Source organism: Psychrobacter sp. ANT_H3 (assembly GCF_027919975.1).
Lineage (GTDB): Bacteria > Pseudomonadota > Gammaproteobacteria > Pseudomonadales > Moraxellaceae > Psychrobacter > Psychrobacter maritimus.
The window spans coordinates 83,278-109,792 of sequence record NZ_JAQISM010000001.1; the positions used below are offsets into that span (position 1 = coordinate 83,278).

14 protein-coding genes are annotated in these 26,515 nt (G+C 42.7%); 5 read left to right on the forward strand and 9 right to left on the reverse strand.

Annotated elements, in window-relative coordinates; translation table 11 throughout:
• Nucleotides 1-197: 197 nt before the first annotated feature.
• Nucleotides 198-890 carry a TetR/AcrR family transcriptional regulator gene (locus PG901_RS00350; protein WP_201619525.1) on the forward strand — a complete coding sequence of 231 codons (693 nt, stop codon included), beginning with the start codon at nucleotides 198-200 and terminating at the stop codon, nucleotides 888-890.
• Between the two features lie 120 nt (nucleotides 891-1,010).
• On the opposite strand, the gene PG901_RS00355 is transcribed toward PG901_RS00350, so the two are convergent.
• From PG901_RS00355 to PG901_RS00375, 5 genes are all read right to left on the reverse strand, one after another.
• Nucleotides 1,011-1,811, reverse strand: a complete 801-nt coding sequence (locus tag PG901_RS00355; protein WP_271133062.1) for a hypothetical protein — start codon at nucleotides 1,809-1,811, stop codon at nucleotides 1,011-1,013.
• A gap of 153 nt (nucleotides 1,812-1,964) precedes the next feature.
• Complete coding sequence (locus tag PG901_RS00360; protein ID WP_271133063.1) at nucleotides 1,965-7,289, reverse strand: SdrD B-like domain-containing protein; 5,325 nt, start codon at nucleotides 7,287-7,289, stop codon at nucleotides 1,965-1,967.
• A 142-nt stretch (nucleotides 7,290-7,431) separates the two neighbouring features.
• The gene (locus tag PG901_RS00365) at nucleotides 7,432-9,528 is read right to left on the reverse strand and encodes a hypothetical protein (protein ID WP_271133064.1); all 2,097 of its coding nucleotides are present in this window, start codon (nucleotides 9,526-9,528) and stop codon (nucleotides 7,432-7,434) included.
• A gap of 70 nt (nucleotides 9,529-9,598) precedes the next feature.
• Nucleotides 9,599-10,063 (reverse strand): hypothetical protein, encoded by a 465-nt coding sequence (locus PG901_RS00370; RefSeq protein ID WP_271133065.1) that lies wholly within the window; start codon nucleotides 10,061-10,063, stop codon nucleotides 9,599-9,601.
• 269 nt (nucleotides 10,064-10,332) lie between these two features.
• Complete coding sequence (locus PG901_RS00375) at nucleotides 10,333-12,405, reverse strand: hypothetical protein (protein ID WP_271133066.1); 2,073 nt, start codon at nucleotides 12,403-12,405, stop codon at nucleotides 10,333-10,335.
• A 587-nt stretch (nucleotides 12,406-12,992) separates the two neighbouring features.
• Here PG901_RS00375 and aceE point away from each other — a divergent pair.
• Both aceE and PG901_RS00385 read left to right on the forward strand, forming a co-directional pair.
• Entirely contained in the window at nucleotides 12,993-15,806 is a 2,814-nt protein-coding gene (aceE, locus tag PG901_RS00380) for a pyruvate dehydrogenase (acetyl-transferring), homodimeric type (RefSeq protein ID WP_271133067.1), read from the forward strand.
• Nucleotides 15,807-15,845: 39 nt separating this feature from the next.
• Nucleotides 15,846-17,621, forward strand: coding sequence for a 2-oxo acid dehydrogenase subunit E2 (locus PG901_RS00385; protein ID WP_271133068.1), 1,776 nt, complete (start codon nucleotides 15,846-15,848; stop codon nucleotides 17,619-17,621).
• 163 nt (nucleotides 17,622-17,784) lie between these two features.
• Here the strand turns inward: PG901_RS00385 and PG901_RS00390 are convergent, their stop codons facing one another.
• Entirely contained in the window at nucleotides 17,785-18,447 is a 663-nt protein-coding gene (locus PG901_RS00390; RefSeq protein WP_271133069.1) for an OmpW/AlkL family protein, read from the reverse strand.
• Between the two features lie 659 nt (nucleotides 18,448-19,106).
• On the opposite strand from PG901_RS00390, the gene PG901_RS00395 reads away from it, so the two are divergent.
• Nucleotides 19,107-20,087: an ion transporter gene (locus tag PG901_RS00395; RefSeq protein ID WP_271133070.1), complete on the forward strand. Its 981-nt coding sequence runs from the start codon at nucleotides 19,107-19,109 to the stop codon at nucleotides 20,085-20,087.
• Nucleotides 20,088-20,280: 193 nt separating this feature from the next.
• Here PG901_RS00395 and PG901_RS00400 read toward each other — a convergent pair whose 3' ends face one another.
• The 3 genes from PG901_RS00400 to PG901_RS00410 form a co-directional block, all read right to left on the reverse strand.
• Nucleotides 20,281-20,940 carry a TerD family protein gene (locus PG901_RS00400; RefSeq protein WP_271133071.1) on the reverse strand — a complete coding sequence of 220 codons (660 nt, stop codon included), beginning with the start codon at nucleotides 20,938-20,940 and terminating at the stop codon, nucleotides 20,281-20,283.
• Nucleotides 20,941-21,063: 123 nt separating this feature from the next.
• Nucleotides 21,064-22,218: a helix-turn-helix transcriptional regulator gene (locus PG901_RS00405; protein WP_271133072.1), complete on the reverse strand. Its 1,155-nt coding sequence runs from the start codon at nucleotides 22,216-22,218 to the stop codon at nucleotides 21,064-21,066.
• A gap of 113 nt (nucleotides 22,219-22,331) precedes the next feature.
• A complete protein-coding gene (locus PG901_RS00410; RefSeq protein WP_271133073.1) occupies nucleotides 22,332-25,265 on the reverse strand; it encodes an ATP-binding protein in 2,934 nt (977 codons plus the stop codon).
• Between the two features lie 387 nt (nucleotides 25,266-25,652).
• Between PG901_RS00410 and rsmG the strand changes: the two genes are divergently transcribed.
• Nucleotides 25,653-26,369 (forward strand): 16S rRNA (guanine(527)-N(7))-methyltransferase RsmG, encoded by a 717-nt coding sequence (gene rsmG / locus PG901_RS00415; protein WP_271133074.1) that lies wholly within the window; start codon nucleotides 25,653-25,655, stop codon nucleotides 26,367-26,369.
• Nucleotides 26,370-26,515: the final 146 nt, after the last annotated feature.

Sequence of the window (26,515 nt, forward strand, 5' to 3'; positions counted from 1 at the left end):
ATTGGTGAATTATTTTTTAACCTATTCATGTCCCTTGCTTGACTGTGTACAAGCGTTTATCATGCCTCTTCGTTGAGTATAGTAGCGGTGCTATTGGCCCAAATGACCGGTTGATAGAATGTCCTTCGATTTAGGACAGATGCTATCCGATGAAGACTATATTTATAAAGATGGGGCGTAACATTAAGAGATTTATAATGAGTGAAAACAAAGACGACAAAATTGAAGATGTACTGGTAGATTCGGAGCTGGCAAAAAAGCTGGTCCCTAATAAATTTAAATTCACCAGTCAGCAAGGCCGCGCACGCCGTCAAAAGCTATTGATGGGCGCGAAAAAATTGAGTGAAACTCAAGCGATTAATGATATTACCTTGGCTGCTGTCTGCGAAGAAGCGGGTATTCCAAGAGCTTCTGCCTATCATTTCTTTCCAAATATTGAAGCGATATTTTTAGCATTGCGCTTTTTAAATGCCATCGATATCTTAGAAGTGCTGACCACTGTCGAAACAGTTGATTATGATAGATGGCAAGCGTATTTGACCGCGCTGATTGAGCGCTGTGTAAAAATATTTGATGAAGACCAAACCAAAGCCAAATTGATTTATGACACCAATACTCCTGATTTTGAAGGGGACAGTTTTGGTGAGCATATGGACAATCAAGTGGTGCAATTGGTATATAAACGCCTATCAGAGCGTTATGAAGTGCCAAAATTTGAAGATATCCAAGATGTGTTATTGATTACCTTTAGTATTATTAACGCCATCTTTACTGTCTCTTATCGCCGTCATCAGAGCATTACTGATAAATATTTGCAAGAAGCCAATACCGCTTCTATCGCTTATCTGCGCTGCTATTTGCCAGAAAAATTACCGCGTAAAAATCGTTAATTTTTATTGAGCTAGAGTTTGAGCCAAATCCAAACGTAAAAAAGCCGACATGATGTCGGCTTTTTTTTGCGCGTTTTTAATAAACGTTTATTAAACATTGATTGAAATTTTATTGTGTAGTTAATGCGCCTGCTTTTTATCAATCGCTGTTAGGACTTGACCATTACAACTGTCATCGCTTGAATCTAAAGGCGCGTATTCTTCATAATAACGCACGATAAGCGCTTCTAAAGCAACATTGGTTTTTGAGTCATGGGCATTGACGAAAGCTTCGCGTGCTTGCTCAAGCCAGCGATCTGCCATCCGAAAATGACTGTTTGATGATTTTGCGCCACGTTCACAGTGGTCGGTAGCTGCCCATATTAATGCCACTTCACTAAAGGCCATTTCGCGCGGCGCATTCACGATACCGCCACTATCTTTAAGGGCATTTAAAGTTGCCCATAAATCAGGTCTCATGAGCGTCGAGGTCGATGGGATATCTTCGATAAGCTCAAGCGCTTCGACTTTATTATTTTTTAATGCCTGCAAGATGGTTTCTGCCGCTTGGGCGGCTTGTACAGCAGCGTCTGAACGACTATTCATACTGTCTTTATGAGTGGCGTAGTTCAGCCAAGCTTGGGCTTTGTAAGCAAAGTATTGTTGACGGGCGCTCATGTCTTTTTGCTGATAAGTTTGCAATTCGTTCAGCATGCATTTCATGGCGCGCTGTTGTACGCTTTGGGCTTTATCATCAGCTGTCTGGGCTTGAGATTCAGTATGGTTGCTGCTAAGGCAGTAGTCCGTAGTCTTTAGCGTAGCGTCTTTTGGCGTAAGACTAGTAGTCGATACACAAGAAACGGTGGACAGAAGCAGTACAGCGGATAGCGTAGCATATAGAGATTTTTTATAGGGAGCTGCTTGAAGGGCAGAATGAGGCATAAGATAAACCTGAAAGTAAGGTAGTAAGTATGAAAAGTTTGTATGTAAATAGGCAGGTTAATTTATCATTCAATAAAAAACCGTCGCCCAGTCAATACAAAAATGCCGTAAGCATGGCTTACGACAACTAGGATAAATGATAACAAGGCTAAATTATAGCGTAGAACGGGCGGTGAGCGGCTTATTTTTGCGTGAATCTTCGCGTTTGAATAAGTTTTCATCGAATTTGAAGCGTAATCTAAAGTAAGCACCTTCTATCGTCGTATCGTCATAGGCAATATCTTCATCTTCAAAGCCCATGAAGTTATAGCCAAGTGACAGCCAAAGGTTGGTCATCGGGCTATAGCCAACTTCAGCGCCAACCAAGTAAGATAAATCATCCGCCTGCTTATTCCAATAGGTGCCTGCTTGCAAACCGATATCCCAGCGCTCGCTGATATCATACAATCCGCGTGCATAAACAGCATGTGCGGTGTTGTCGCTAGCAATTCCTTGGGCATCATATTCTGTGTATTTACCGGCATAATGCCCTGATAGCGTCAATGGGCGTGTTGGATGATAGTTACCGCTCCATGACCATACAATGGCATCTTTTTGATACGGATCGTTGCCTGTTGCGTTATCATCTAAGCGATACTCAAGCTTGGCAAGCATATCGAGCTGATTGCTATCGTAATCACGGTAAGCGGCGCCTAGCTGAAAGCGATTGATAGTACGATGACCATCATCGTAATCAACTTGTGAATAGATGTCTTTGGCTAATAAGGTAATCTCATCACTATAACGATAAGCAACGCCTGCGCTAGCGAGCAGCGTATCACTGGTATCGCCCCAGCGTTTTTCTAGACGCCCTGAGGCTTTATAGTTTTCGTTGGCAAGATATTCAACGCCAACACCAGCAGCAGTCGCGGTATTGTCTTTTTCACCTTCTAAAGATTCGACACGCTCAAACAAAGTATTGAGCGTTAAGCCTTGTTGCACATACCATTTATTCTTTAAACCAATAGCGGCTTCGGCTTCGCGGGCGCTGATTGCATCACGCATACGGTATTCGCTATAGACCTTGCCGTCTTTCATATAAGTGGCATCAAAGCCGATAACGGTACGTTGGCGCTCTTCAGAATCATCTAAACCGTAGCTGCCTGACAAGCTATTGATTAAATCATGACGGGCGTATAAACGACCTAGGCTGCCAAGCGCCGTTTCGCCACCGATAGAAGTGGCATTGCGCGAGCTATGCTCAATATCTTGCTCGTATTCTGCAAAGACCAATGAGTTATTTAGCTTTGGCAAACGCGCGGTGAGACGGGCGCGGGCAGTGGTGCCTTCGATGTCTTTTTCAGCACTACTTACGCCATTAAGCGCTGATTGGTTAATGATGTCGTCATTAAAGATGGTATCGTTAGTAATATCTAAGACATCGGTTGCAGCTTGAGTATTGCGTGAGGCGGCAGTGGCCTCTTGCTTATAGTAGCGTACGCCAATCTCGCCAACGATATTTTGACTTAAGCGTTGTTCAATACTGGCTTGTAGGCCTTGGCGACTGGCCTCGGTAGTATGGTCTTCTGTACGCACACCTTCCAATTTAAGTGCGGTTTTTTTCTCATTTAACGTATGTGTGACTTCGATGCCAGATTCAGTGCGTCCAGCGGTTTGAGGCGAAGCACCGGTAACGAAGCCTTCATCGGTATCATTATAATAGGCTTTGGCACGCGTGTTTTTCTTATCGTCATAGTCAAGCTCGATGCGTAGCGCATCGCCTTCAGTATCTTTACCGTCTAGCTTTTTGGTATTAATCTGATCGCTTGGCTGCGAGTTTGGATTTTCTGCTTTATTTTTGGCATATTCTGCGACCAATTTTAGCGTGTCATTAAACTTAACGACCGTATTGACACTGGCAAGTTCTTCTTTATTTAATGGGTCATCACTATTGATATAGCTGCCACCGATGGAGACTTTATCCGTCACTTGCTGCTTGGCAGCGATACCGCCAACCCAATATTTCTCGCCGCCTTCGTCGACTTCGACCGTCACGCGCAAATAGATAGGGTTGCCATCGATATCTTGGCTGGCAATCGGTGACTTTAGATATAAGCTGCGGCTAATAGGGTCGATTTCATAATCAGCAAAACGCGTCAAGGTCTCACGGCGCACGATACGCCCCGGGTTATTGGCGTCACGGGTGATGACTTCGATGGTTTCTGAATTTTCTAATACCGCGTCGAAATCATTGGCAAGTGGGTAGGGACCTGAAATTCCAAGACCACGAGTTTCGTTAACGCGCTGTGAAGTACTGGTCTCAGCGGCAAACGCGGTGATGCGAGTGTTACTATCTTCAAACTGCGCTTTTAAACCCGTTAAAGTACGGTTGTATTGACCAAGCTTGATACCTTCGTCATTATCGATTTGAGTTTTTAAATCGCCATACATTGCAAATGAGCGACCTTTATCGATGCGCACATAAAGCTTGCTCGTCGATTGGGCGTCGAAACCTTTAGCAGAAGAATCGCCATAGACAGGATAGTATTCACCCGGCTCGATATCACGGAATAGGCGTTCGCCTTTTTTATCGCTGTCATAAGCTAGTGTCAGTAGATAATCGCCGCGCACCTTACCTTTTAGGAACATCGCCGCGCGACCCGTTGCTGAATAGTCATCATTGCCAGCGATTTCACGCAGTTCTTGCTCAAAAGCACCTTGGGCATCAGTAATATTACTGCCATCGAAGTCTTTAAGCGAGATGGCACCCTCGACGATGCCGACAGCGATAAGAGGGCGCAACTGAGCGGTAAACTGTAGCGGAATCACTTGTTTGCTGCTGCCCGTGTTAATGACTAGCTCACCTTTACCCGGTACGCTTGGAGCGGTGATGGGTATCAGTAGCTCGCCGCCAGAGACGGTGACTTGAGTGCCAGCTTGATCCTTACTGCTATCGCTAAGATTGATACGACCGATATTGGTGTCAATTGTAATAGGCGTTGAGGCGATATAAGGGCGACCGTCACGGTCTTTTAGGCTAATCACCACTTGATATTCGCTGATGCCGTCTGCGGCGACCAATTGTTTTTGCGTGCGATAATCAATGGCTTGCAAGCTATCGGGTGTTAGAACTTTGATAGTTTGCTCAGAGATGACTTTACCATTAATGTCAGTCGCGACACCGCGTAAGGTGTTAGTGCCACGTTGTAAATCGATGGCATAATAATCAAACGCCGTCACCTTTTGCTTTTCTTGCTCAGCGGTTTTGCCGATTTGCTCTGCGGATACGGCTTTGCCATTGGTATATAGGGTAAAGTTAGAACCTAGTGGCGCTTGTACTTGTACCATTTGCTTGTAGGTGCTGAGCTGCTGACCTTCGCTAAGATTAATAAAGGCAACGTCATTGCTAGAAACTTCTTTTAAGTATTCTTCAAGCTCTTTTTCTAGCGGAGGAGCAATAGTCGTCACTGTCATATCGACACAATTGGCAGCTGGCTTGACCATTTCGTTGACGATGGCGGAGTCGCACTGTATGCCGGCATCTAGGACATCGTTAGATTTACAACCACTTGCATCGACATTATCTTTATTGTCGCGGTTATAATCAGGCTCTAACACCAGCTCGGTTTTTACCGCTTGTTCTAAACTATCATTTTTAGCGCTGACAGATTTGCTGCGCGCGACCAGCTCTGCGTTTAAGCGCTCAGTGCTATCGCCCAACCCGCCAACGATAGCAAAGTCAGCACGATGTAGCTCGCCATATTTTAAGTCAACGAAACGGCTGCCCGCATCGCCAGCATTGCGGTTGCTTTGAGTAACCATTTCGGTGGCGTTAGGGATAGTGGTGCGATCGACTTTTAGGACGTGAGTTTTTGCACTGACGCCATAGAAGTTATATTTACCTTCAGGATCGGTGACGACGAAGTTGCCGTTTTCCATATAGATGCGCACGCCTGCAACGCCAAGCTCGCCATCTTCTTTTTGTTGAATACCGTCACGGTTGATATCGTGGTAAACCTTCCCAATGATGATGCCGTCAGTGTTCATGACACCGCGCTCAACCTCAATCTTCCATTGGGCTTCTCGTGATACTAGGCTCTGACCTTGCTCAGTAGTAGCAACGGCAGTCGCGCGATTAATACCGTCACCGCCTAATGCCGATGAGCCAATAAGAACGCGATAAGTAATGTCTTTCGTTTCGCCGGCATTCATATTACCTAAACTTAAAACTTGGTATTTGCCGTCCGTTTTAAATTCGGTCGTTTGTGCTTTATCAATACGCACGCTGCTATCCACATAGGCAAAGCCACGTGGGAGGGCGTCTTTTAATTGCACATCGTAGGCGGTTGTAGCACCGTCATTTTTGATATTGATCGTATAGTTTACATAATCGCCAAAAGCCGCAGTTTTGACATCGCCTTCTTTGGTTACTATTAAACTTGCGCTGTCATCGATGATACTGATTTGCGTGGCCAGATTATCGATACGAACAGTAAGATCAGCATCGCTACTTGGCAACTGCTCAGCACCAGTACCAACAGAAGGCGCGATACAAGCGTCCAAACTCGCGGTCAAAGTATCATTTTTTAAAGTCTGAATGATTTTATCATTGATAGCATTGGCATTGTTTTGCGTCGGTGCTGAAAGCTGATACCTACCTGTGCTATTACCGGTTTCAATTCCTTTTAATGAATACTTATCACCAGTCAATAAGGAGGTAATCGTGACCCATACTTGATCAGGCTTATCTAACTGAACATTACACTGCGCGTAGCTGGCTTCGATATAAACATTATCATTCAATTGTGAAGTGGTTTTATTATCATCAAACTTAGGAGTGGTAAAGTTAATCTCAGGCTCAACGATAATCAATTTATCAGTGGCATTAACCATTGCTACTGACGGATCTTCTAAGACTACGGCACCGATTTTTATATTAGCAGTATCGCCACTCTTACCATTGGAATCTGACAATGCTTGTACAATAAGTTGGATGCTTTCGCTGTGTCCAAGTTTAATTTGGGCACGTAAATTATCAAAAACAACTTCGCTGTCAGCGCCATCAATAATGCCGTTTTTGTTTAGATCTTGATAGACCTTAATATTAGAGAGGGTTGGCGCGATGTTAAGTGTTAACTCAATCGTTTGATTACTATAGCTGGTATTATTTAAGACATTGATCCAGTTCACTAAGGCGTTTGGCATGACAGTAAGTAAAGGCTGCTGGCTTAAGCTGATGCCGTATTCAGGTAGAGCAGAGGCTTTAACTTGTACTTGGTTCGAGGTACTAGAGATAGTGGCGTCAGACTGGCTATTGACGTTATAGGTAGCGTTTGCAATGTTATTGATAATTTGTAGGTTAGGATTTGCTGCTGAATTTGAATCAGTCGCTGCAAACGCCATATTCGATTGCATAAGCAACATTGCCAATGACAGCGCAGAGATCTTCGCTGTACGCAATGCGGTACGATTAGACGGTGTCATGAGAGATAGAGTCATATGTCGCTTATCCAATAAAACATAAAGGGGTGGGGTAGTAACGCTCTAGCTTGGCTAATTAGATGTACTTAGGTCAAGCTAGAGCGTCGGTCTATAAGCAGCATTTACTGCTTATAGATTTAAGAAAAATATTTTTTATCGATTATGGTTTAACTTTGATAGAGAAGGTCATCGTACCGATTTTTTCTGCAGGTAAAGTAGCTAAAGTTGTGGTAATTGAATTACCCGTATCATTGCTTGTTACGCCAGTAGAGGTTGCATTTGATAAACCTCTAACATCAGTTTGGTAAGTCGCTCGACTATCCCACTGTGCCTTTTCATCCGTTAAAACAATAGTGCTTAATTCTTTAGTCTTAAAAGTATTAGTCGCTTGGATTCTATACACGATGCAGTCAAAAGGTTTTGCGTTAATGGCAGTAGTTGAACCATCTGAGAATGTTAAGCTATCGGCAGCAGTGCCAATAGGACAAGAGAGGTTTTGATTACCATTAGCTTGAACTACGGCTGCGAGTTTGACTAATTTAAGACCTTGAATAGTCGTAGTATTAGTGATTGAGCTAGCAGTAGGTGCAGTAGTACCGCCTGGGGTCAACGTCACTACATTAGCTTCTAATTTACCAATATCATTATTAGCGCTGCCTATAGAACCTTCGGATTTACCGTCAGATACTACGGTATAACCTATAACTACACTTTGATCTTTTTCAAGACTGACTGCTGGAGGTATGATGTATTCACCAGCATTTGTACCAGCAGTTAGAGGAATCTTAGACCCATCAGCTGCAACATAATAAGGAGTTGTAGTTTTAAGTACATCGCCAGCTGGATCAGTAATTTTTATATTAATTGGACGAGTCGTCCCGCCTTCAGGTGCGTTACCTTTATTGGTTATCATTTGCGTATATGTAACTGTGTCTCCCTTAACACCGATTTCTTTTGCAGCGTCTTGTACGATAGTTAAGTTACGATCAATGAAAGTAATAGTAGAACGAGTATCTTTACCGACAGTATTTGGACCGTCAGCAGGAACTTGTGGTTTGTTATCAGGACTATTTTCATTAGTACTATCAGCGAAGTCGAAAGCACCATTAGGATTTGGTATTGTGTCATCATAATTATCATACAGAGTTAGGTCGTTAGTAGCGCTACCTGCTGTACTTAGTATGGTTTTGTTGGTAGTGACTCTAAATTCAGCAGTAATTTTTTCGCCTACTTTTAAAGAAGGTAAGGTACCTTGAAGAGTCTGACGACCAGCCTCACCAGCCTCTTTAGTTATCGTAAGAGCACTATCAGCTACAGCTACAGTACCAACCTTAACTGAGCCTGGAACCAAGGTCATACCAGCAGGTAATTGATCCTTAAAGACAACGTTTGTAGCATTTGCACTATAATCAGTGGTGACGTTTTCTACTTTGATACTATAAGTAATATCAGTATTTGTGCCGTTTAAATTAAGGTTAGTACAGTCTGTATTTCCTTGACAAGCAGCGGTTTTGGTAATAGCAAATACAGGTAATCTAACGATAGTCTGGTTTTCGTTGACTAGCTTAGGAACCTTGGTATCTGTAGAAGTTGCAGTAGTAATAAAAGCACTAGTAGCAGTTAATGTACCAACGCCAATAGAACCACCTATGGCATCAGGTGTGGTTACCGAATAGTTAAGAACGGCTATTAGCTGTGGTAATAAAGTAATTGTTGCACCACTATTTATAGTACCAGTAGCTGAATTACCATTAATGGCCATGCCTGAGTTTGAAGCTATTATTGAAGTTCTTTGTTCTGAAGTGAGATTAGTTACATCGATAGTGTATGAAATTGGAGCGCTGGCAAGGGCGTATGAAGGATCTGCCGTTGTGATTGGTCCATCGTTATCACCTGTAGTAGTAATAGTATAAGTATCCCGAACGTTACCATCATTCTTTAAAGTATGACGGAACGTAGCACTACCCTTTGGAGTAGTAGCTATGCGTTCATTCTTGTCATCAGTAGGACTTGTACCATCAATAGCAAGCAACGTAAATCTTGCTGTCTCTGTAACACTAACGCTAACTGTATTAGACTGTACTTCAGGTTGTTTAACAGTTCCAACAAAGTAAGTTGCTTTAGCTTGGTTGTTAATAGCAGCTGCACCACTGCTAGTATTTCCTGAATCAACTCCAGCATTAGCGCCAGTTGAGACGCCCATCACCGCGGCGACGCCGACAGCAAGTAAGCTATAGTTAAAAGTGTTTGATTTCATGTATTGCTCCAAAAGTGATGATAAAAACTATGTGTAAGGTTGAAAAGAAAGCAAGGTTAAAATAGCTTGATTAATTAACAGTGGTATTTAGAGCAACAGCTGCTGACTTCTGTGCTGGTAACAGCTTGATATTCCAGCGCAGGGTACGGTATTCAGAAAAAGGGATTTTTATCATTTTGCCATCGACTTTACGCATTAGTGGCATATCAGCGTAGTTTTTACCATCGATACTGGCTTGCGCGGTTGAAGGAATGGCTTCACCAGTGAAGGTCATGTTCGCAGGGATAGGCAGTACAACCGCCAAGTCTTGAATGTCTTTATTAATCGTATTGCTATAGGTGGCTTTATACTGAATAACCGTACCAGCTGGCGCATTGCGGACTGGCAGATAAGTAGTTTTACCTTCAGCGTTCTTGATGACTTTGTTGGCAGTTAAATCCATCTTTAAGGCGTCATCGGCATTGGCCGTACCTAATAAGAATACCGATGCTAAGCTAGCTAATAAGGTGTTGCGTAAAAAATTAGAACCTTTCATATGAAATCCTTTATTAAATCATCACTATCAGAGATGTTTTTACTTGTTATGACTACAAACTGGATAGTTCTTGGACTTTCGATAAGCAGAAAAATATCGACTGAACTCTTAGAATGGATTTTTACAAACTAATTACATATTGTCACTACAAATGCGACAAAAGGGTATTTGAGGTGGCTGAACGGTAAAAGCCCTATCTGAGAAGATAGGGCTTTTGTTGGAAATAATTGAGTTTTGAATATTAAGAATAATGCAAGAGGTAATTGATATTAAGGGTCTACGGTTGTTCCGTATTTGGTGTTGAAATATAGCGTGGCTTTAGTAGGAACTGTTCCAGTAAGCTTATCTAATTTAAACGGCTCAGAGGTAATTGTACCTGTTGGTAGAGTTGTACCAGTATAGAGAGAGGCAGGATCTCCCTTAGGAACTGGCAAAGCGAAAACAGAATTCACTAAGCCACCCTGTGCTTTAGTCTGCAATTCATCACTAATTCTAATGTCTTTTAAATCAACATGACCTCGGTTATAGGCTTCAATTCTATAAGCGATACATTTACCAGGCTCTATATTTGTGATCGAATCCCTACTAAAGATAGGGGTTTGAGAAGGAGTACCATTAGTACCGTCATAGTTTGCGTTGATATCACAGTTATTGACGTACTGTGATTTAACTAACACAAGAGAAGCGTTATTGGCTTGAACTTCACCGAAGTCTAGATTGAGTGTACTATCAGTTTTATAATCGAATCTATTGGGTGTTAAAGAAACTTCTCGAAAATTTGGCGTAGTGTCAACGCTATATTCCCAATCTCTTGGCTCTACTTGCACGACACAAACTTTTTGAGGTGATAATGTCGCTACCACACTTGCAGGGACAGTAAATCTATATTGGCCTAAAAGCAGACCTTGAGGTGCTGATGTTGGAATACTTTGTGCGACAGTGCCTGCAATGTCAGTACCTCCATTAGGACCACAGTTTGTCAAGCGTACTTGAAGGTCGTTGGCACCAATACCTGACTCTGTGTTGTTACCGCTGATGTTAAAAATACCGTTGAAATAGTTTACGTTATTAGTAAACGTCGAAGAAGTATCCTGTCTGGTACTCTCTCTAGCAGTAATTCCACCGTTATCGTTGAAGACAAAGCCAGTGAAAGTATAAGGCTTCAGACCATTCGTTACTGTACAAGTCCAGTCGTCACCATAAGTAAGCTGTAAGCTATTAGGATTCAATGTGGTAATGGTTGCGCCATTTAGCCCTGATTTTTTACAAGCATAAATAGGCATATAGTTCGATAAGATACTAGTTGCCGAAGCAGCTTCAGTCAATGTATAAGTTTTGGTAGGATTAATCTTAAACGTTCCAGTAGTCCCTGTACCATTTGTGACCGTGCTACCTACACCTGTAGTTGTGGTGGTTGTAATGTTGTTAGTAACTAATGAATTATCGGCATTATCTTTTATCTGTACAGTAAACTGATCAGTATTTGCTTTACGAGGATCTGAAAGCTCTTTTTTATAAGTTAGTCGTGGTTGTGGTTTATAGCAGTAACTATCAAACTTTATGTTGATAATTTGACTGCTAGGGTCATTGTTAGTTAAATTGTTAGATGAATAATTTAGAGTTGGATCATTACCATAAACTACATCTACTCGGACTACAGGGTCTGTGAAAGCAACTGAAACTTTACAATTATCATCTAGACCGGAGCAAGCAACCGCACTTGTAACAGTGTTTTGACGGTAAGGCGCATTACTGGTTATTCCTGGCCCTTTGAATTCGACAATAGGAGTAACTAAACTGCCATCACTAGTAAATCCATTTATTGTAACTTGATCAAACCATCTAAAATAACGTGTACCTTGTAAGGATCCTGCAATACTAGTATCAATATCATAAATACTCAAACTCAATTTATTCAGTGGCTGAGCTTGCTGAGTAAATTTATTTTTGAAGTTGTAAGAAACTGTACGGAAACTAGTTCTATCAGCATAATCTTGAGAGAGCTGGAATACTTGAGAGCCTGCAACATCAGTTGATCTATAAATATTAGTTCCGTTAGGAGTCAAAGAGCCATTTAGATTCCAACTATTAGAAGCAATTAAATAACTTTCATTACCAGTCCCACTAATAATTTGGTCAATTTTAAGGGAAGGTGGGGATGCGCTGGGTGCTAATTTATTATAATCATCTGCTAAGAAACTATCAGTTTCGAATCCAGCGTCACAGGTTACTGCAGCCAGTGCTTCATAACTATAAAAGACCATTAATAGTGAAAATACTATTATCCAGCATTTCTCTATCATTTTAGACTCCGTATCTGATAGTTTAGTAAATAAGCTCATCTTGACTCCAATAGTGATCGCAAAATCTTAATAAGACTTTAATGTAATATTAGTATTTAAATCACAATTAATATACAAAAGCACGACGAACGTCACTTTTAATGGTATGGATGGTTAGTTTCATATCTTTATTTAATTATATAAAGATATTCAGTAAAAATAATTTTCTGTTAGAAGTTTAAAATTGATGAGCGTAATAAAATAAACAGAAGCTTCGATACCCCTAAAAAAATAATCACTATTTATTTCAAAAATACTTGTCATATTGGCATTTCTCCATAGCTATAAACAAACCCTCAATAAGTACCTATAATAGAGTGTCATTATCATTTGATAGTGAGAATCGCGTAGCGGATATCGTTTAATTTTACAACGATGTTTATTTGCTCCTATGCTAATCTACAGTGATACGATTTATTTAGAATTCTCTGTCATCACCACAAAATACAATGCAATGCTTAGATGCAGCAAGGACGTTATAAGGAAAGCATCAAGTAAAGTGATTGCTCATTAAAATACGTACCACACTCTGATTTAATAACACCCTGTCATTGCGCAGGGCTGACTGATAAAAAGGATTAAGAAAGATGAATTATTATAAGGATGCTGATAGCACCGAAACCCAAGAATGGCTGGAAGCCTTTGAGTCCGTTATCAAACATGCCGATAAGGATCGGGCGCAGTTTTTATTAAAAGCGTTATACAACATGGCGGTACAAGAAGGACTGCCATTTAACCGTCTCGATACGGCTTATATCAATACAATCGCGGTTGAAGATGAGCCAATGTATCCAGGCGACTTGACGATTGAGCGTAAAATTCGGGCTTTGATTCGCTACAATGCGTTGGCAATGGTTATGCGCGCCAATAAGAACGATGATGATTTAGGCGGTCACTTAGCGACTTTTGCCTCAAGTGCGACGCTTTATGAGACAGGATTTAACCATTTCTTCCGTGCGGCGAGCGACCATTTCGGCGGTGACATGATTTATTATCAAGGTCACTCAGCGCCTGGTATTTATGCGCGCTCTTATTTAGAAGGTCGTCTGACCGAAGAACAGCTAGAAAACTTCCGCCGTGAAGTGGGCGGCAAAGGGCTTTCGAGCTATCCGCATCCGTACTTAATGCCAGATTATTGGCAGTTCCCAACCGTGTCGATGGGCTTGGGTCCGATTATGTCCATTTATCATGCGCACGTGCATCGTTATATGGAAAACCGCGGTTTATTAGAAAAAGAAGATCGCAAGATTTGGACGTTCTTGGGTGATGGCGAAACCGATGAGCCAGAAAGCTTGGGTGCTATTTCGCTTGCCGGTCGTGAGAAACTGGACAATTTAATTTGGGTGGTCAACTGTAACTTACAGCGGCTTGATGGCCCAGTGCGTGGTAACGGCAAGATTATTCAAGAGCTTGAATCCGTCTTCCGCGGTGCTGGCTGGCGCGTGATTAAGGTGATTTGGGGCGGTAACTGGGATACCTTGCTTGATAAAGATGTAACAGGCGTGCTCAAACATCGTATGGAAGAAGCGGTTGACGGTGAGTACCAGTTATATGAAGCCCGTACCCCTGAGTTTACGCGTAAAGAGTTCTTTGGCAAGTATCCTGAGCTAGAGGAAATGGCAAACGAGCTGTCTGACCATGATATCTCGCGCCTAAACCGTGGTGGCCATGATCCGATGAAGGTCTATGCCGCCTTTAGTGAAGCCATGAAAACCAAAGGCCAACCGACTGTTGTCTTGGTCAAAACTGTTAAAGGCTATGGTTTATCTACCCAAGCACAAGCGGTAAATAAATCGCATCAAATCAAAAAACTCGACCATGAAGCTTTGATGTATTTCCGTGACCGCTTTGACTTGCCATTTACCGATGACGAGTTACAGACGTTACCGTTTTATCGTCCAAAAGAAGATTCACTGGAGATGAAGTACCTAAAAGGTCGCCGTGAAGCCTTAGGTGGTCATCTGCCCAATCGCCGTAGTGGTCATATTCCATTAAATATTCCAGATTTGTCTATTTTTGATCGTGTGCTTAAAGGCAGTAATGGTAAAGAGCAATCGACTACCATGGTGTTTGTACGCCTGCTATCAGCCATGCTAAAAAATAAAGACATTCAAGACCGCGTTGTGCCTATCGTTCCTGATGAAGCGCGTACTTTTGGTCTAGAAGGTATGTTCCGTCAATTGGGTATTTACTCAGCTTCTGGGCAAAAATATACGCCTGAGGACAGTGAAGCATTGATGGGTTATAAAGAAGCCATCGATGGTCACATGTTAGAGGAAGGGATTAACGAAGCGGGCGCGATGAGTACTTGGATTGCATTGGCAACCAGTTATTCTGTCAACGCGTTACCGATGATTCCGATGTATATTTACTACTCGATGTTTGGTTTCCAACGTATTGGTGACCTTGCATGGGCGGCAGGTGACTGTCAGGCGCAAGGCTTCTTACTCGGCGCAACGGCTGGTCGTACTACGCTCAATGGCGAAGGCTTGCAGCATCAAGACGGTCATTCACAAATTCTATTTAACGTCGTACCTAACTGTGTGACTTATGATCCTTGCTTTGGTTATGAGCTGGCAGTGATTATGCATGATGGTCTGCGCCGCATGTATGGAGAGGGCGAGCGCGTTTATTATTACTTAACTTTAATGAATGAAAACTACGAACAGCCTGCCATGCCAGAAGGCGTGGAAGAAGGCATTAAGCGCGGCATGTACTTACTAGAAGACAATGGCTCAAGCCAAGTTCAGCTGCTCGGTTCAGGTGTTATTTTACGTGAAGTTCAAAAAGCGGCACAAATATTACACGACGAGTTTAACATCAGCTCCAACGTCTGGAGCGTGACCAGCTTTAACGAGCTGACTCGCGATGGTATGGCTTGTGATGATTATAACCGCCTGCATCCGATGGAAGAAGAAATAGTACCTTGGGTTACTGAACAGTTGGCTCCGCACGAAGGTATCGTAGTTGCTGCAACAGATTATATGCGTAACTACTCAGAACAAATCCGCGCATGGTTACCGGATAACCGTCCTTATACCACGCTTGGTACTGATGGCTATGGTCGCTCGGACACCCGTGAGAATCTACGTAGCTTCTTCCATGTTGATGCCGCGCACATCGTGGTCGCCACGCTTAAACGCTTAGCCGATGAAGGTGAAGTTGAGATGCGTCTGGTAAAAGATGCGATTTCAAGCTTTGGTATCGAAGCGGATCAACCGCCTGCATGGCAACAACAGCCTCATTATGATCATTTCCCAGACGCGCCAGCCCCTGACAATGTTAATCCGAGCCCTGTACCAGAGTTTGTCGATGAAGATGATGATGAAATAAGTAGCGAAGGTCGCGCAGAAGACCCAGCTGACGCCGCCTTACTCAATGATGATGACGTCAAAGAATAGCCAAAAGACAAGGCAATCATAATACAAGGAGAATTACGGATGGACATTAAAGCCCCCGATTTGGGTGTCGATAGCGCCGAAGTCAGTGAGATTATGGTCGAAGTTGGCGACGTTATTGCAAAAGACGACAATATTATTTTATTAGAATCTGATAAAGCGTCAGTAGAAGTACCAAGCTCGGCTGCTGGTAAAGTAACTAAAATAAGCGTGGCAGTCGGCGACCAAGTGAGCGAAGGTATGGTGCTTATTGAGCTTGAAAGCGAAGCCGATGCTAAAGACGATAAGCAAAGCACTGATACAGAAAACAAAACAGAATCTGGCGCTGACAAAAAAAATGAGCCGCAGGATAATCAGCAAGAAGAGAAGCAAAGTGATACTAACGCAGCTGAGGAAAATACTTCTCAGCCTGCCAAACAAGCAAGTGAGCAAGCAGGCGAACAAGTAGGAAAGGCAACCACTCATGCCTTGCCAGACCTAGGTGTTGATGAAGCGCAAGTGTCTGAGATTATGGTCAGTGTCGGTGATATGGTTACTGCTGATCAATCCATTTTGCTGATTGAATCTGATAAAGCGTCGGTTGAAGTGCCGGCGCCAGAAGCGGGCAAGGTTGAAAAAATATTGGTGCAAGCGGGCGATATGGTTGCCAATGGTCAAGACTTTATTGTCATTATTGGTGAGGGTTCAGATAGCGCCAGCAATAATGCTAGTGAGTCTAAGGCCGATACTTCTGAATCGCAAGCATCAAAGCCAGCTGAATCAACTAGCAAAACGGAATCAGCTGAGCAGTCTGACAAGTCGCAACCAACAGCCGAGCCTAAACAAGCCGCTAAATCTACAACAGATACTGGCGCTGCAAATGCCAAGCTGAGCGAAGCACAAGTCAACGAAAAAATGGTCGATATCTATGCCGGTCCTGCTGTGCGTAAGCTTGCGCGTCAGCTAGGGGTTGATATCTCCCAAGTGACGGGTTCGGCGCTTAATGATCGTATCTTAAAAGAAGATTTATTTGCGCATGTAAAAGATAGCTTGAATACGCAAAAAGTAGCACCTGCAAGTAGCAATGGAGTTAGCTCAGGCCTACCAAGCTTACCTGATATGAGTAATACTGAAATATGGGGTGAGACCGAAGTACAAGACTTAAGCCGCCTACAAAAAGTGTCAATACCGCAGCTTAATTATAATACCTTGTTGCCGCAAGTGACGCAGTTTGACTTGTCTGACATCACAGAAACTGAAAAGTTACGTGGTGAGCTCAAAGGTGCTATGAAAGCGGAAGGTATCGGCTTTACTATTTTAGCCTTTGTTGTCAAAGCGACTGCTTATGCGTTAACCCAGCATCCGCGTTTTAACAGTCATTTGAGCGACGATAATACCCAAGTTATTTTACGTAAGAGCGTCAATATGGGTATTGCGGTAGCGACTGATGACGGCCTCATTGTACCTGTTATCAAAAGTGTGCAAGATAAAGGGCTTAAGCAGATTGCTATTGAGATTGGTGAGCTTGCGGTTAAAGCGCGTGATAAGAAGCTGACGACTAAAGAATTGCAAGGCGCAAGCTTTACGATATCAAGCCAAGGTAACTTAGGTGGTACCGCATTTACGCCACTGGTAAATTGGCCACAAGTGGGTATCTTAGGGGTATCAGAAGCCAGTATGCAGCCGCGTTGGAATGCTAGTAAGCAAACCTTTGAGCCGCGTTTGATGCTGCCGTTATCGTTATCTTATGATCATCGGGTGATTAATGGCGCTGATGCTGCGGTATTTACCCGTTATATCGCAACTTTATTGGCGGATCCACGCCGTATTTTGCTATAGTTGTAGGGTTAAGTAAAAATAGCATGGTTAATAGAAAAGACTATCTACGGATGGTCTTTTTTATATCCTTTATTACAAAAATATCTATTCATAGACACAAAGAAGCCAGCTATTAAGCTGGCTTCTTTTATTTATGGTGTTCAGTTTATAGCAATGGGCTATATTAGAACTGTTTTACAAAAGCAACACCATATACCCAAGGGCTGATATCAATTTCACCAAGCTCATAATTAACGCCCGCACCATTTACTACGGTAGCATCAGTTTTGATGTCCATATAGCGGGCATCAATACGCAAAGACTCAGTAGGAGCGAATGGAATATCAAGACCGATATGACCAGCAACACCAACGCTATCATCAAGTTTTAACTCAAGACCTAAGTTGTTATTAAGTTTTTCTTTAAAGAAAGTTGTATAGTTCACACCAACACCAACAAAAGGTTTCACATTCATAGGCAGGTTGTAGCCGTCGAAGTGGTATTGTAGAGAAAGAGTAGGAGGTAAATGTTGAGTCTTGCCTGTAAAAATCTCTTTACCATCAGCATCATTTAAAGTGAAATCATGATGAAATGGAATCGCTGCTAGTAGTTCAATACCAACGTTATTGGCGATAAAGTATTCACCACTGATGGTTGGACGTACATCGCCATCAACATCGACATTAGCAACTAAATTAAGATCACTGTTTGCTAGAGTACCGTTATCACTTTTTGGATCAACATAGTGAGCACCAGCAGCCACAGACCAAGTACCAGCAGGTACAGCGAAAGCAGTGGTCATGGTAAGTGCAGTTGCAGCAGCTAAAACTAGGGATTGTAGTTTCATCGTTTGATTCCTCAACATAATAGATGATTATTGGTCAGTCGCTAATGAGGGATGACAGTAGTGACTGATTACACAATGTTATGGTTATGGTTAAATTGTAACATTATCTCTCTATTATAATACAAAAACCCTAATAAAAGTAAGGTTTTAAATAGAAAGCGGTAATGTTTATATCTTAAGTTACCCATCTACTTGAATAGATAGACTAAATTAGGAATAATTTTTTAATTACGCTTGTTATTTTAATTTGCAATTTTCAGCGGTTTTTGCTGCTATTTATCAAAGGGGACGGTTAGACATTATGCTCGGTTATTGTAGTAATTCTCCGCTTCGTTGTGAAAATGCCCGTTCCATCAAGCTCTTAAACCAAATAGATTCTTGTTGCCCTAAATGTGGTTTGTTCTTATTACCGGCGCAAAACTTAAGCAATCAATTACGGGCTGATGAGCAATTTTTACGCTTCGTTTTCTTGGCGATTGCCGTGATATTGTTGGCAGTGACCTACATTTATTACCTAAATTTTGTATAATCATTATTACTGATGCATAAACTAAATATGCCCATCAACTTTGTTGGTCTGAATTTAGGCATAAGCGCTTTTTAGAAGACTGTTTATTAATATAAGACCGGTGTTACATCGCACCGTATATAGGGACGCCATGCTACTCCAATCTATACGGCGCTTGCGTCTTTTCGTCTATAATATTCTACAAAACGATGAGCATGATACGCTCTTTAGTCGCTGTGTTGACTACTTTCTCATTTTTTTAATCATGGCGAATGTCACGGCGGTCATCGCTGAGTCTGTAGATAACTGGTACTATCCGTATCAAGAGTATTTTACTTGGTTTGAAAATTTCTCGATTATCATATTTTCTATCGAGTATTTGCTCAGATTATGGAGTGTCGCTGAAGCGAAGCCTGACAATACCACGTGGCGTCAGCGCTGGGAGTGGCTAAAAAGTCCGTCGGCGTTGATTGATATCATTGCGATTGCGCCCGCATTCTTGAATTTCTTTGTCAGTATCGATTTGCGTTTCTTACGTATTTTGCGTTTATTTCGCATTCTTAAACTTACCCGTTATTTTGCCTCCTTACGTATTTTATTGGTGGTTATCAGTAAGGAGAAGGGCTCGTTTCAAGCGGTCCTTTTTATCTTAATTATTATGATTGTGACGGCATCGAGTGGGATTTATTTGGTCGAAAACCACGCGCAGCCAGAGGAGTTTGAGTCGATACCCAAGGCCATGTGGTGGGCGGTGGTTACGCTAACGACGGTCGGTTATGGTGATGTAACGCCTATCACCAATGCCGGTAAAATATTGGGGGCGATTATCACCATATTGGGCGTCGGTCTAGCTGCATTACCGGCCGGTATTTTGGCGACGGGCTTGGCAAATGAGCTCAGTCAGCGCCGTGAAGAGCTTGAGCAAGATTTCCGCGGGCAATTGGTCGATAGCGATTTTGATTTGGTACAGAATCAGATGATGATTGAGAAAATACGCCGCGAGCTTGGATTGGATAAGGAGCAGGCACAAGAGATTGTGCTGCAAGTATTGCGTGAGCAAGAGCTAGAACGCCGTGAAAGGGAAGTGCGGCAAAAGAATTTTTGCCCGCATTGCGGTGAGCCGTTAGAGTAAAGCTGTCATTTAAGCTTTTTTTCCTAAAGGTGATTCTTAAGAGCAGTTTTTAAAGGCAGTTCTTAAAGGCAGTTCTTAAAGGTGATTCTTAAATCAAAAGTTTTTAGTGTAAAAAAAGGGTGAGACGTTATTAAATAGCGTCTCACCCTTTTTATTTATAGGTAAAAACCAATCTTAGCTTTCTACATTAATGTTAAATTCCTTGCGGAACAGGCAGGGCGCGTGCCAATTCATGCGCCACTTCTTGCGCGGCTGTCGATAAATCTGTCGCTGGCAGTGGCAGATTTTGTAAAGTCAGATGCCAATCGTCCACCTCTCGGCGCAAGTGTGCGACCCAAAGTGTAACGCAGTCACGCGGCAGCTGCTTTAAATTAACTTCAAAAGAGCGATTGCCTTCATCATCGCTTAAATGAATCTCCCCTTTTTTGACTCTGCTAAAAGGCTGCCCATGATAAGAATTGGCAATCAAAGCGATATGCGTGATGTGCGCGGGTATTTTATCCAAATAAAGCCGGATTTGCTCTTGGTCAAGCGGCGCAAGATACATGGCTTGCTCACCGCGGTCTTTGCCATTGAGGCTATCGCCTTGATGTTTGACCGATTCTGCTTTATCACGTAACTGCTTAAACCAAACAATATCGCTGATGGTACAGTTATCGTCATACAGCACGCAGGCCAAATCGATATCAATCGCGCCTTCATTTTTCTTGAAGCGCTTCTTTAAATTTTTAAATAAGCCTTTTTGCTCAATCTTGGTAAATTCATAATTTAGCGCAAAGAATAACGTCCCCGTATCTAAACCCAGCCCTCTTAAACTGTCTGAAAGTAGTGGTGATGGGATAGTGGTCGACATAATATTCCTTTTGGATTTTAATTTTTTCAATGGTTATTTTAAATAGTATAAGCATTGGTGCGTTTGAGTATGGCTATTAGATTTTTATCATCATTAATAATGAGCTGTTTTTCTTTATTGTCGCTATTCATCATTTATTGGTTTGTCTAATACGGCTTGATACAGTAGCGCGGGTTTGGCGTCTAATAAACCGCTACCAAAACCACGTAACCACCAAACCAGCTGCGAGGTTAAGTTAACGGTCGCTTGTATGGTTAGAGTTTCATCACTATTAATAGTAACGGTTTGGTCGTCACTAAGCTTACTTTCCGTTAAGCTTTTGCCCGCTTGTTTGGTAAATTGTAGCTCAACCGCAGTATGTTTGCCATGATCAGGTAACTGGCTAAATAAAGGATGGCTAAAGCCCATGCCGCCTGCATCTAAATAGGTATCTAGTTGGAAATTGTCTGGGGTTTTAGCCGCGCTTTCTAGTATCTCAACGCTGGTAAAGCGATGCAAAGCAAAGGTACGAATAATCACTTCTGGATCATCAGTGCGCGTTGCCAGTAGGTAAATAATTACCCCACGCTGGACGATAGCAATAGGGTTTAAGGTATATTCGCTGGCTTGTGATTTATCACTGCGGGTATAGCTGGCTTGTATTTGTAATTGATAAAATAAGGCATGATAAATGTTGTCTTTGCTTTCTAAATCAATATGCGGTGCAATTAAAGGCTGAGTTGCAGGCTCGATACGCACTCTGTCAATCCAGGAATGGGTGACTTTACTGTTTTTGAGCTGCCTGCGTGCCAAGTCAAACCACGGAAATAGCTCATCTAAAATAACCGGCGGTAGCAGCTGGCTTAGATTGGCTTCGACCATATTAAAGGCAACCGCTTGTGATAAGTTCATATGTGGTAAGCTTTGCAGCGGCGCATCATCTTTCCAGCGCCAGCCTTGTGGATTGGCATTGTTTTTTTCGATAGGAAAGCGTTTGGCAAGAGCATTTAAATCGCGTTGCACCGTACGCAAGCTGATATCAAAGCCTGCCAATATAAGCTGCTCGTAAACATGGGTTGTACCTACCCAGCGATTGCGCTGCAACTGCGACAACACTTGCCATTGACGCGCTGTCGTCGCTGCCCCATGACGATTATCTGCTGCTTCCTCAGACGCTTTATTATCTGCAGTAATTTCTTCATTTTGCTCAGTAACTTCTTCAGTCACTAGCGCAGTTGCTGATTTATCAACAGCTGCTTGAGCTTGAATACTATCGGCGTCAGTAGAATGTGCAGTCATTAAAGATAACCTTTATTCAGTCACGGGTTTGGTTGCTAGCTGTTTATTAGCATTTTATTAATTAACATAGCGCATCATAAAAAGCCAATCATCGCAGAAAAGCATGACAACGTCTAGGGATGCACTTCTGTATTTGCCTCTATATTTGCGTCTGGGCTTGTATCTATGTCACCTTTCTCTTTCTTGGCTTTTTTTTGTTTATCTTGTTTTTTCTGACGTTTGGCTTGGCGCTTTTCCTTGGCTTTCTTTTTCGACTTTTTATCATCGACTTCGTCATCAGTATTCTGATTCTCATCCCAAAGCATCAAACGGCTTAGTACTTTGCCAAATAAGGTTTCTTTACGGTAGCGACCTTTTTTATTCATGGTGTCGACAGGTAAGCCGGTCATTAAGGTCAAGGCTTCACTTAATGTATGCACACCATAAATATGAAATTGCCCTGCTTGAACGGCGGCAATGATGTCGTCACGTAGCATTAATTGTTTGACGTTGGCCATTGGGATAACCACGCCTTGTTGTCCCGTCAGCTCTTGCTCACGGCAAGCGTCAAAGAAACCAGCGATTTTAGAATTGATACCGCCAACTGCTTGGACTTCGCCTAACTGATTCATCGAGCCGGTAATCGCAAAAGATTGATTGATAGGAACGTTTGCTAGGGCGGAGAGTAGCGCACAGCCTTCACTGACCGTCGCACTATCACCATCGATATGGGCGTAACTTTGCTCAAAAGCGAGTGAGGCACTAAAGTTTAGCGCATGATGCTGACTAAATAAGGCGCGCAAATAGCTGGTCATAATCAGCATGCCTTTGGCGTGTAAGCTACCGCCCAAATCCACATCGCGCTCGATATCGAGAATTTCGCCCGCGCCAATATTTGGCTGAATGACTGCGGTCAGACGAGCGGGCATACCAAACTCGCTATCGGCGTAACTGACGACGGTGAGCGCATTTACTTGCCCGACAGCATCGCCTTGGGTCTGAATAAGCTGTTGGCCATTTTTTAGCTCATCCCAATAAAGGTCGCGCAAGTATCCTGAGCGCTCGTCCATATCGTCAATAGCGTGGGTGACGTGAATGGCGCTAACAATATTTTTACCGCTCAAACGTGCATGGCGGTTGGATTCATGTAAGAGCTTAATCAATAAATCACTATGCAAACTTAAACGGTCTTGGTCTTCTGCTTGTAAGCTTAAATGCTCAAGTAGAGCGGCTTGGGCGCTACTATCAAAAGGATAAAGGTTGGCATAATCAATGATGTCTGCCATTTTTGCTACCAATGCCAATTCGTGCTCAGGGCTACGAGTTACATCGTCGTGAAAATCGGCACGTACTTTAAATACTGCATCAAACTCCGGCTCCAGCTCTAGTAGTTCGTAATATAAATCCGCTTCGCCAAGCAAGATGACTTTGATATCAAGGTCAATGGGTGCGGGCGCGAGCGATAAGCTACCCGTTAAGGTTAGCATCTGCTCAAGGCTTGAGAGTTTGATTTTGCGAGATTGCAAGGCGCGCTTAAGACCTTGCCACGCGTAAGGATGCTCAAGCAGGTGACTGGCTTCTAACAATAGATAGCCGCCATTGGCACGGTGCAGGGCGCCTGCTCGAATCATACTGACATCGGTGGTTACTGTGCCCAATTGGGTGATTTGCTCGACATGACCCAATAGGTTTAAATGCGTCGGCAAATCTTCAAAGATGACCGGTGCGCCACTATCGGGCGCGTGACTGACAATGACGTTGACTGCATAGCGGCTCGGCGTTGTGGCAAGCACTGCCGTCACAAACTCCTCATCATCGCCATTGACGATGCGCTCGACATGCGTAACCATATCGGCAAATACGGTTTTTAAATACTCGACGACCAATGGATGATCAGAAAACTGCTCATAAATAGGCGCAAATAAAGGCTGCAGCGCTCGGCGTGCAATATTGCGATGCAGAGCTTCAATGGCATCATTGGCTTCGTCTTCTAATTGCTCTAAGGCGATGGTCAGCTGACTTAGGCGCTTTTGCATATGGTTTTTTTGTGCAAAATTATTCAGCTCAGCTTCATATTCGCTCTTGCCGTAGTCGTGGTTAGCATCTTTGCTAACGCTATCATCAGCACTAGAAATACTGGAACTAGAAATATTGTCATTAGGAATATTGTCATTAGGAATACTGGCTCTTTGACCTTCCTCTTTTATTGACTTATTTTTCTGGCTATTAGAGATTTTGTCATCTTTAACTTCACTATTGCTCTCTTCTTTTGGTAGCTGGCTAGGATGTACAAATACCGCTTTATTGTCAAATGCGCGAAACGTTAGTGCTAAATCGTATTGTTTGCCTTCGGTATTTAGGTCGTCGTAAGCCTGACTTTCTTTTTGATGGGTATCATTTTTGATGGCTTCGATTTTGCTTTGATACTGGTCGCTACGAAAGCGTTGGCTAAGTCGTTTTTTGGCTTGCTGCCATAATTGATTGACCTGCTGTTGTAGTATGGTCGCCTGCCCAGAAGGTAGACGTAATGCTTGCGGTGTACGTGGATCGGCAAAATTATACACATAAACCCAATCATCGGGCGTTGGTGCATCGGCGGCAATTCGTTGCAATAAACGACTTATAACGGTGCGTTTACCTAAGCCATTTTCTCCAGCGGCAAATACGTGATAGCCACTGGCATGAATATCCAGTGCTGTATGCAACGCTTTAAGGGCGCGCTGTTGTCCAAAGCCGACATCTAAATCGGGGGCAGTGCGGGTATCGCTCGGTAGCTCATCCAGATCAGTATAACGCTTAAGCTGCTCGGCACCGATAAGGCAGCGCTCATTAACATCGATAAATATCGGATGAGGCGTGTTAGGCACATCTACTGTGCTATCTGGCTGAGCTTTTTCTGACGGCTTTTTGCGTGCCAGCTCTTTTTTGGGTAGCTTGGTTTTAGATGGCCTTTTTTTAGGCAGATTCGTTGCTAATGGTTTTGTCTCTGTTACTTTATTGACAGGGCTTACCATAGGATTGGTATCTTTTGGGTCTTTATTCATAGGTGTGTTTTGCGGTTCGGTCATAGTTATATAGTAAGTCGTTTTAAGAGGGCGGAATGGTTATTGAGCTTTTGTTGTTTGAGCGCTAAGTGTAAGGATGCGCTTCTAACAATCAATCATTTTTAATAATGAATCTTTTTAATAATGTATCAGGACATCTTACAAGATATAGGCGCGTTTTAGATAAGACATTAGGCGCAGTTTTGTATCATAGAGAGATGGGGGTTTTTACTAATTAGGTTGAGGCAATATTCATTTTGCTACGTTAAATTGCTGACGGTCCAAGAAGATAAGCCTTCAATATAGGCGTAGATAGTATAAGATGGCGTACATTGGCGCAATCTGCAACTATTCAATGGGCAGCCTGCATGATAAAATAGACGGTTCACATGTCAAAACTGGATAACCCGTATGTCAGATTCTACTAAAACCTCTTCATCATCTGCTAGCACGGGTAAAATTCATATTGACCCGACAGGTTTTGTAAAGCTCGGTGCGCAATTGCCAACACTTGCAAATATCTTGGCGCAATCAATAGATGAGCTGGGTCTTGCATTAAGCGCGACGCAGCAGCGCACGTTATTATTGTATTTAGACCAGCTTTTATTATGGAATAAAGCGTATAATCTGACCGCTATTACCGATCCAATCGAAGCACTTATCAAACATATCATCGATTGTTTGGCTATTATAACGCATTTACCGTCAGGGTCACTGCTAGATATTGGTACGGGAGCGGGCTTGCCAGCGGTGATTATCGCTATTTGTCAGCCTGAGCGCCAATGTACCGCCCTTGATAGCAATCAGAAAAAAATTCGTTTTATTAAGCAAATCAGTAGCGAGCTTGGTTTGAGTAACATGCACCCAATCGCCTCGCGTATTGAAGCGCATGAAGCCAGCTATGAGGTGGTAACATCGAGAGCTTTTGCCAGTCTGATTGATTTTGTCGAAGTGGCTCAGCCACGCTTGGCCGATAATGGTTATTTATGCGCGATGAAGGGTAAAGCCCCAAGCTACGAAGAGTTGCAAGCGCTAAATGACGCTTGGCAGATAAAGACGATTCCCTTAAATGTGCCGCGTTTACAAGATAGTCGTCATTTAATTGAATTATCTTATAAAAATGTCTAAGCTATGAGCACGCGACGCACCATAAGGCAACAATTGTTCTATAATATGAGTAAGTGGTCTTTTCATTTGTACGCAGGTGTTTAAACACCCTTATAGGTAAGCGTCAGGTATTTGAGTAATATAATAAGTAAAAGCAGCAAAAATGC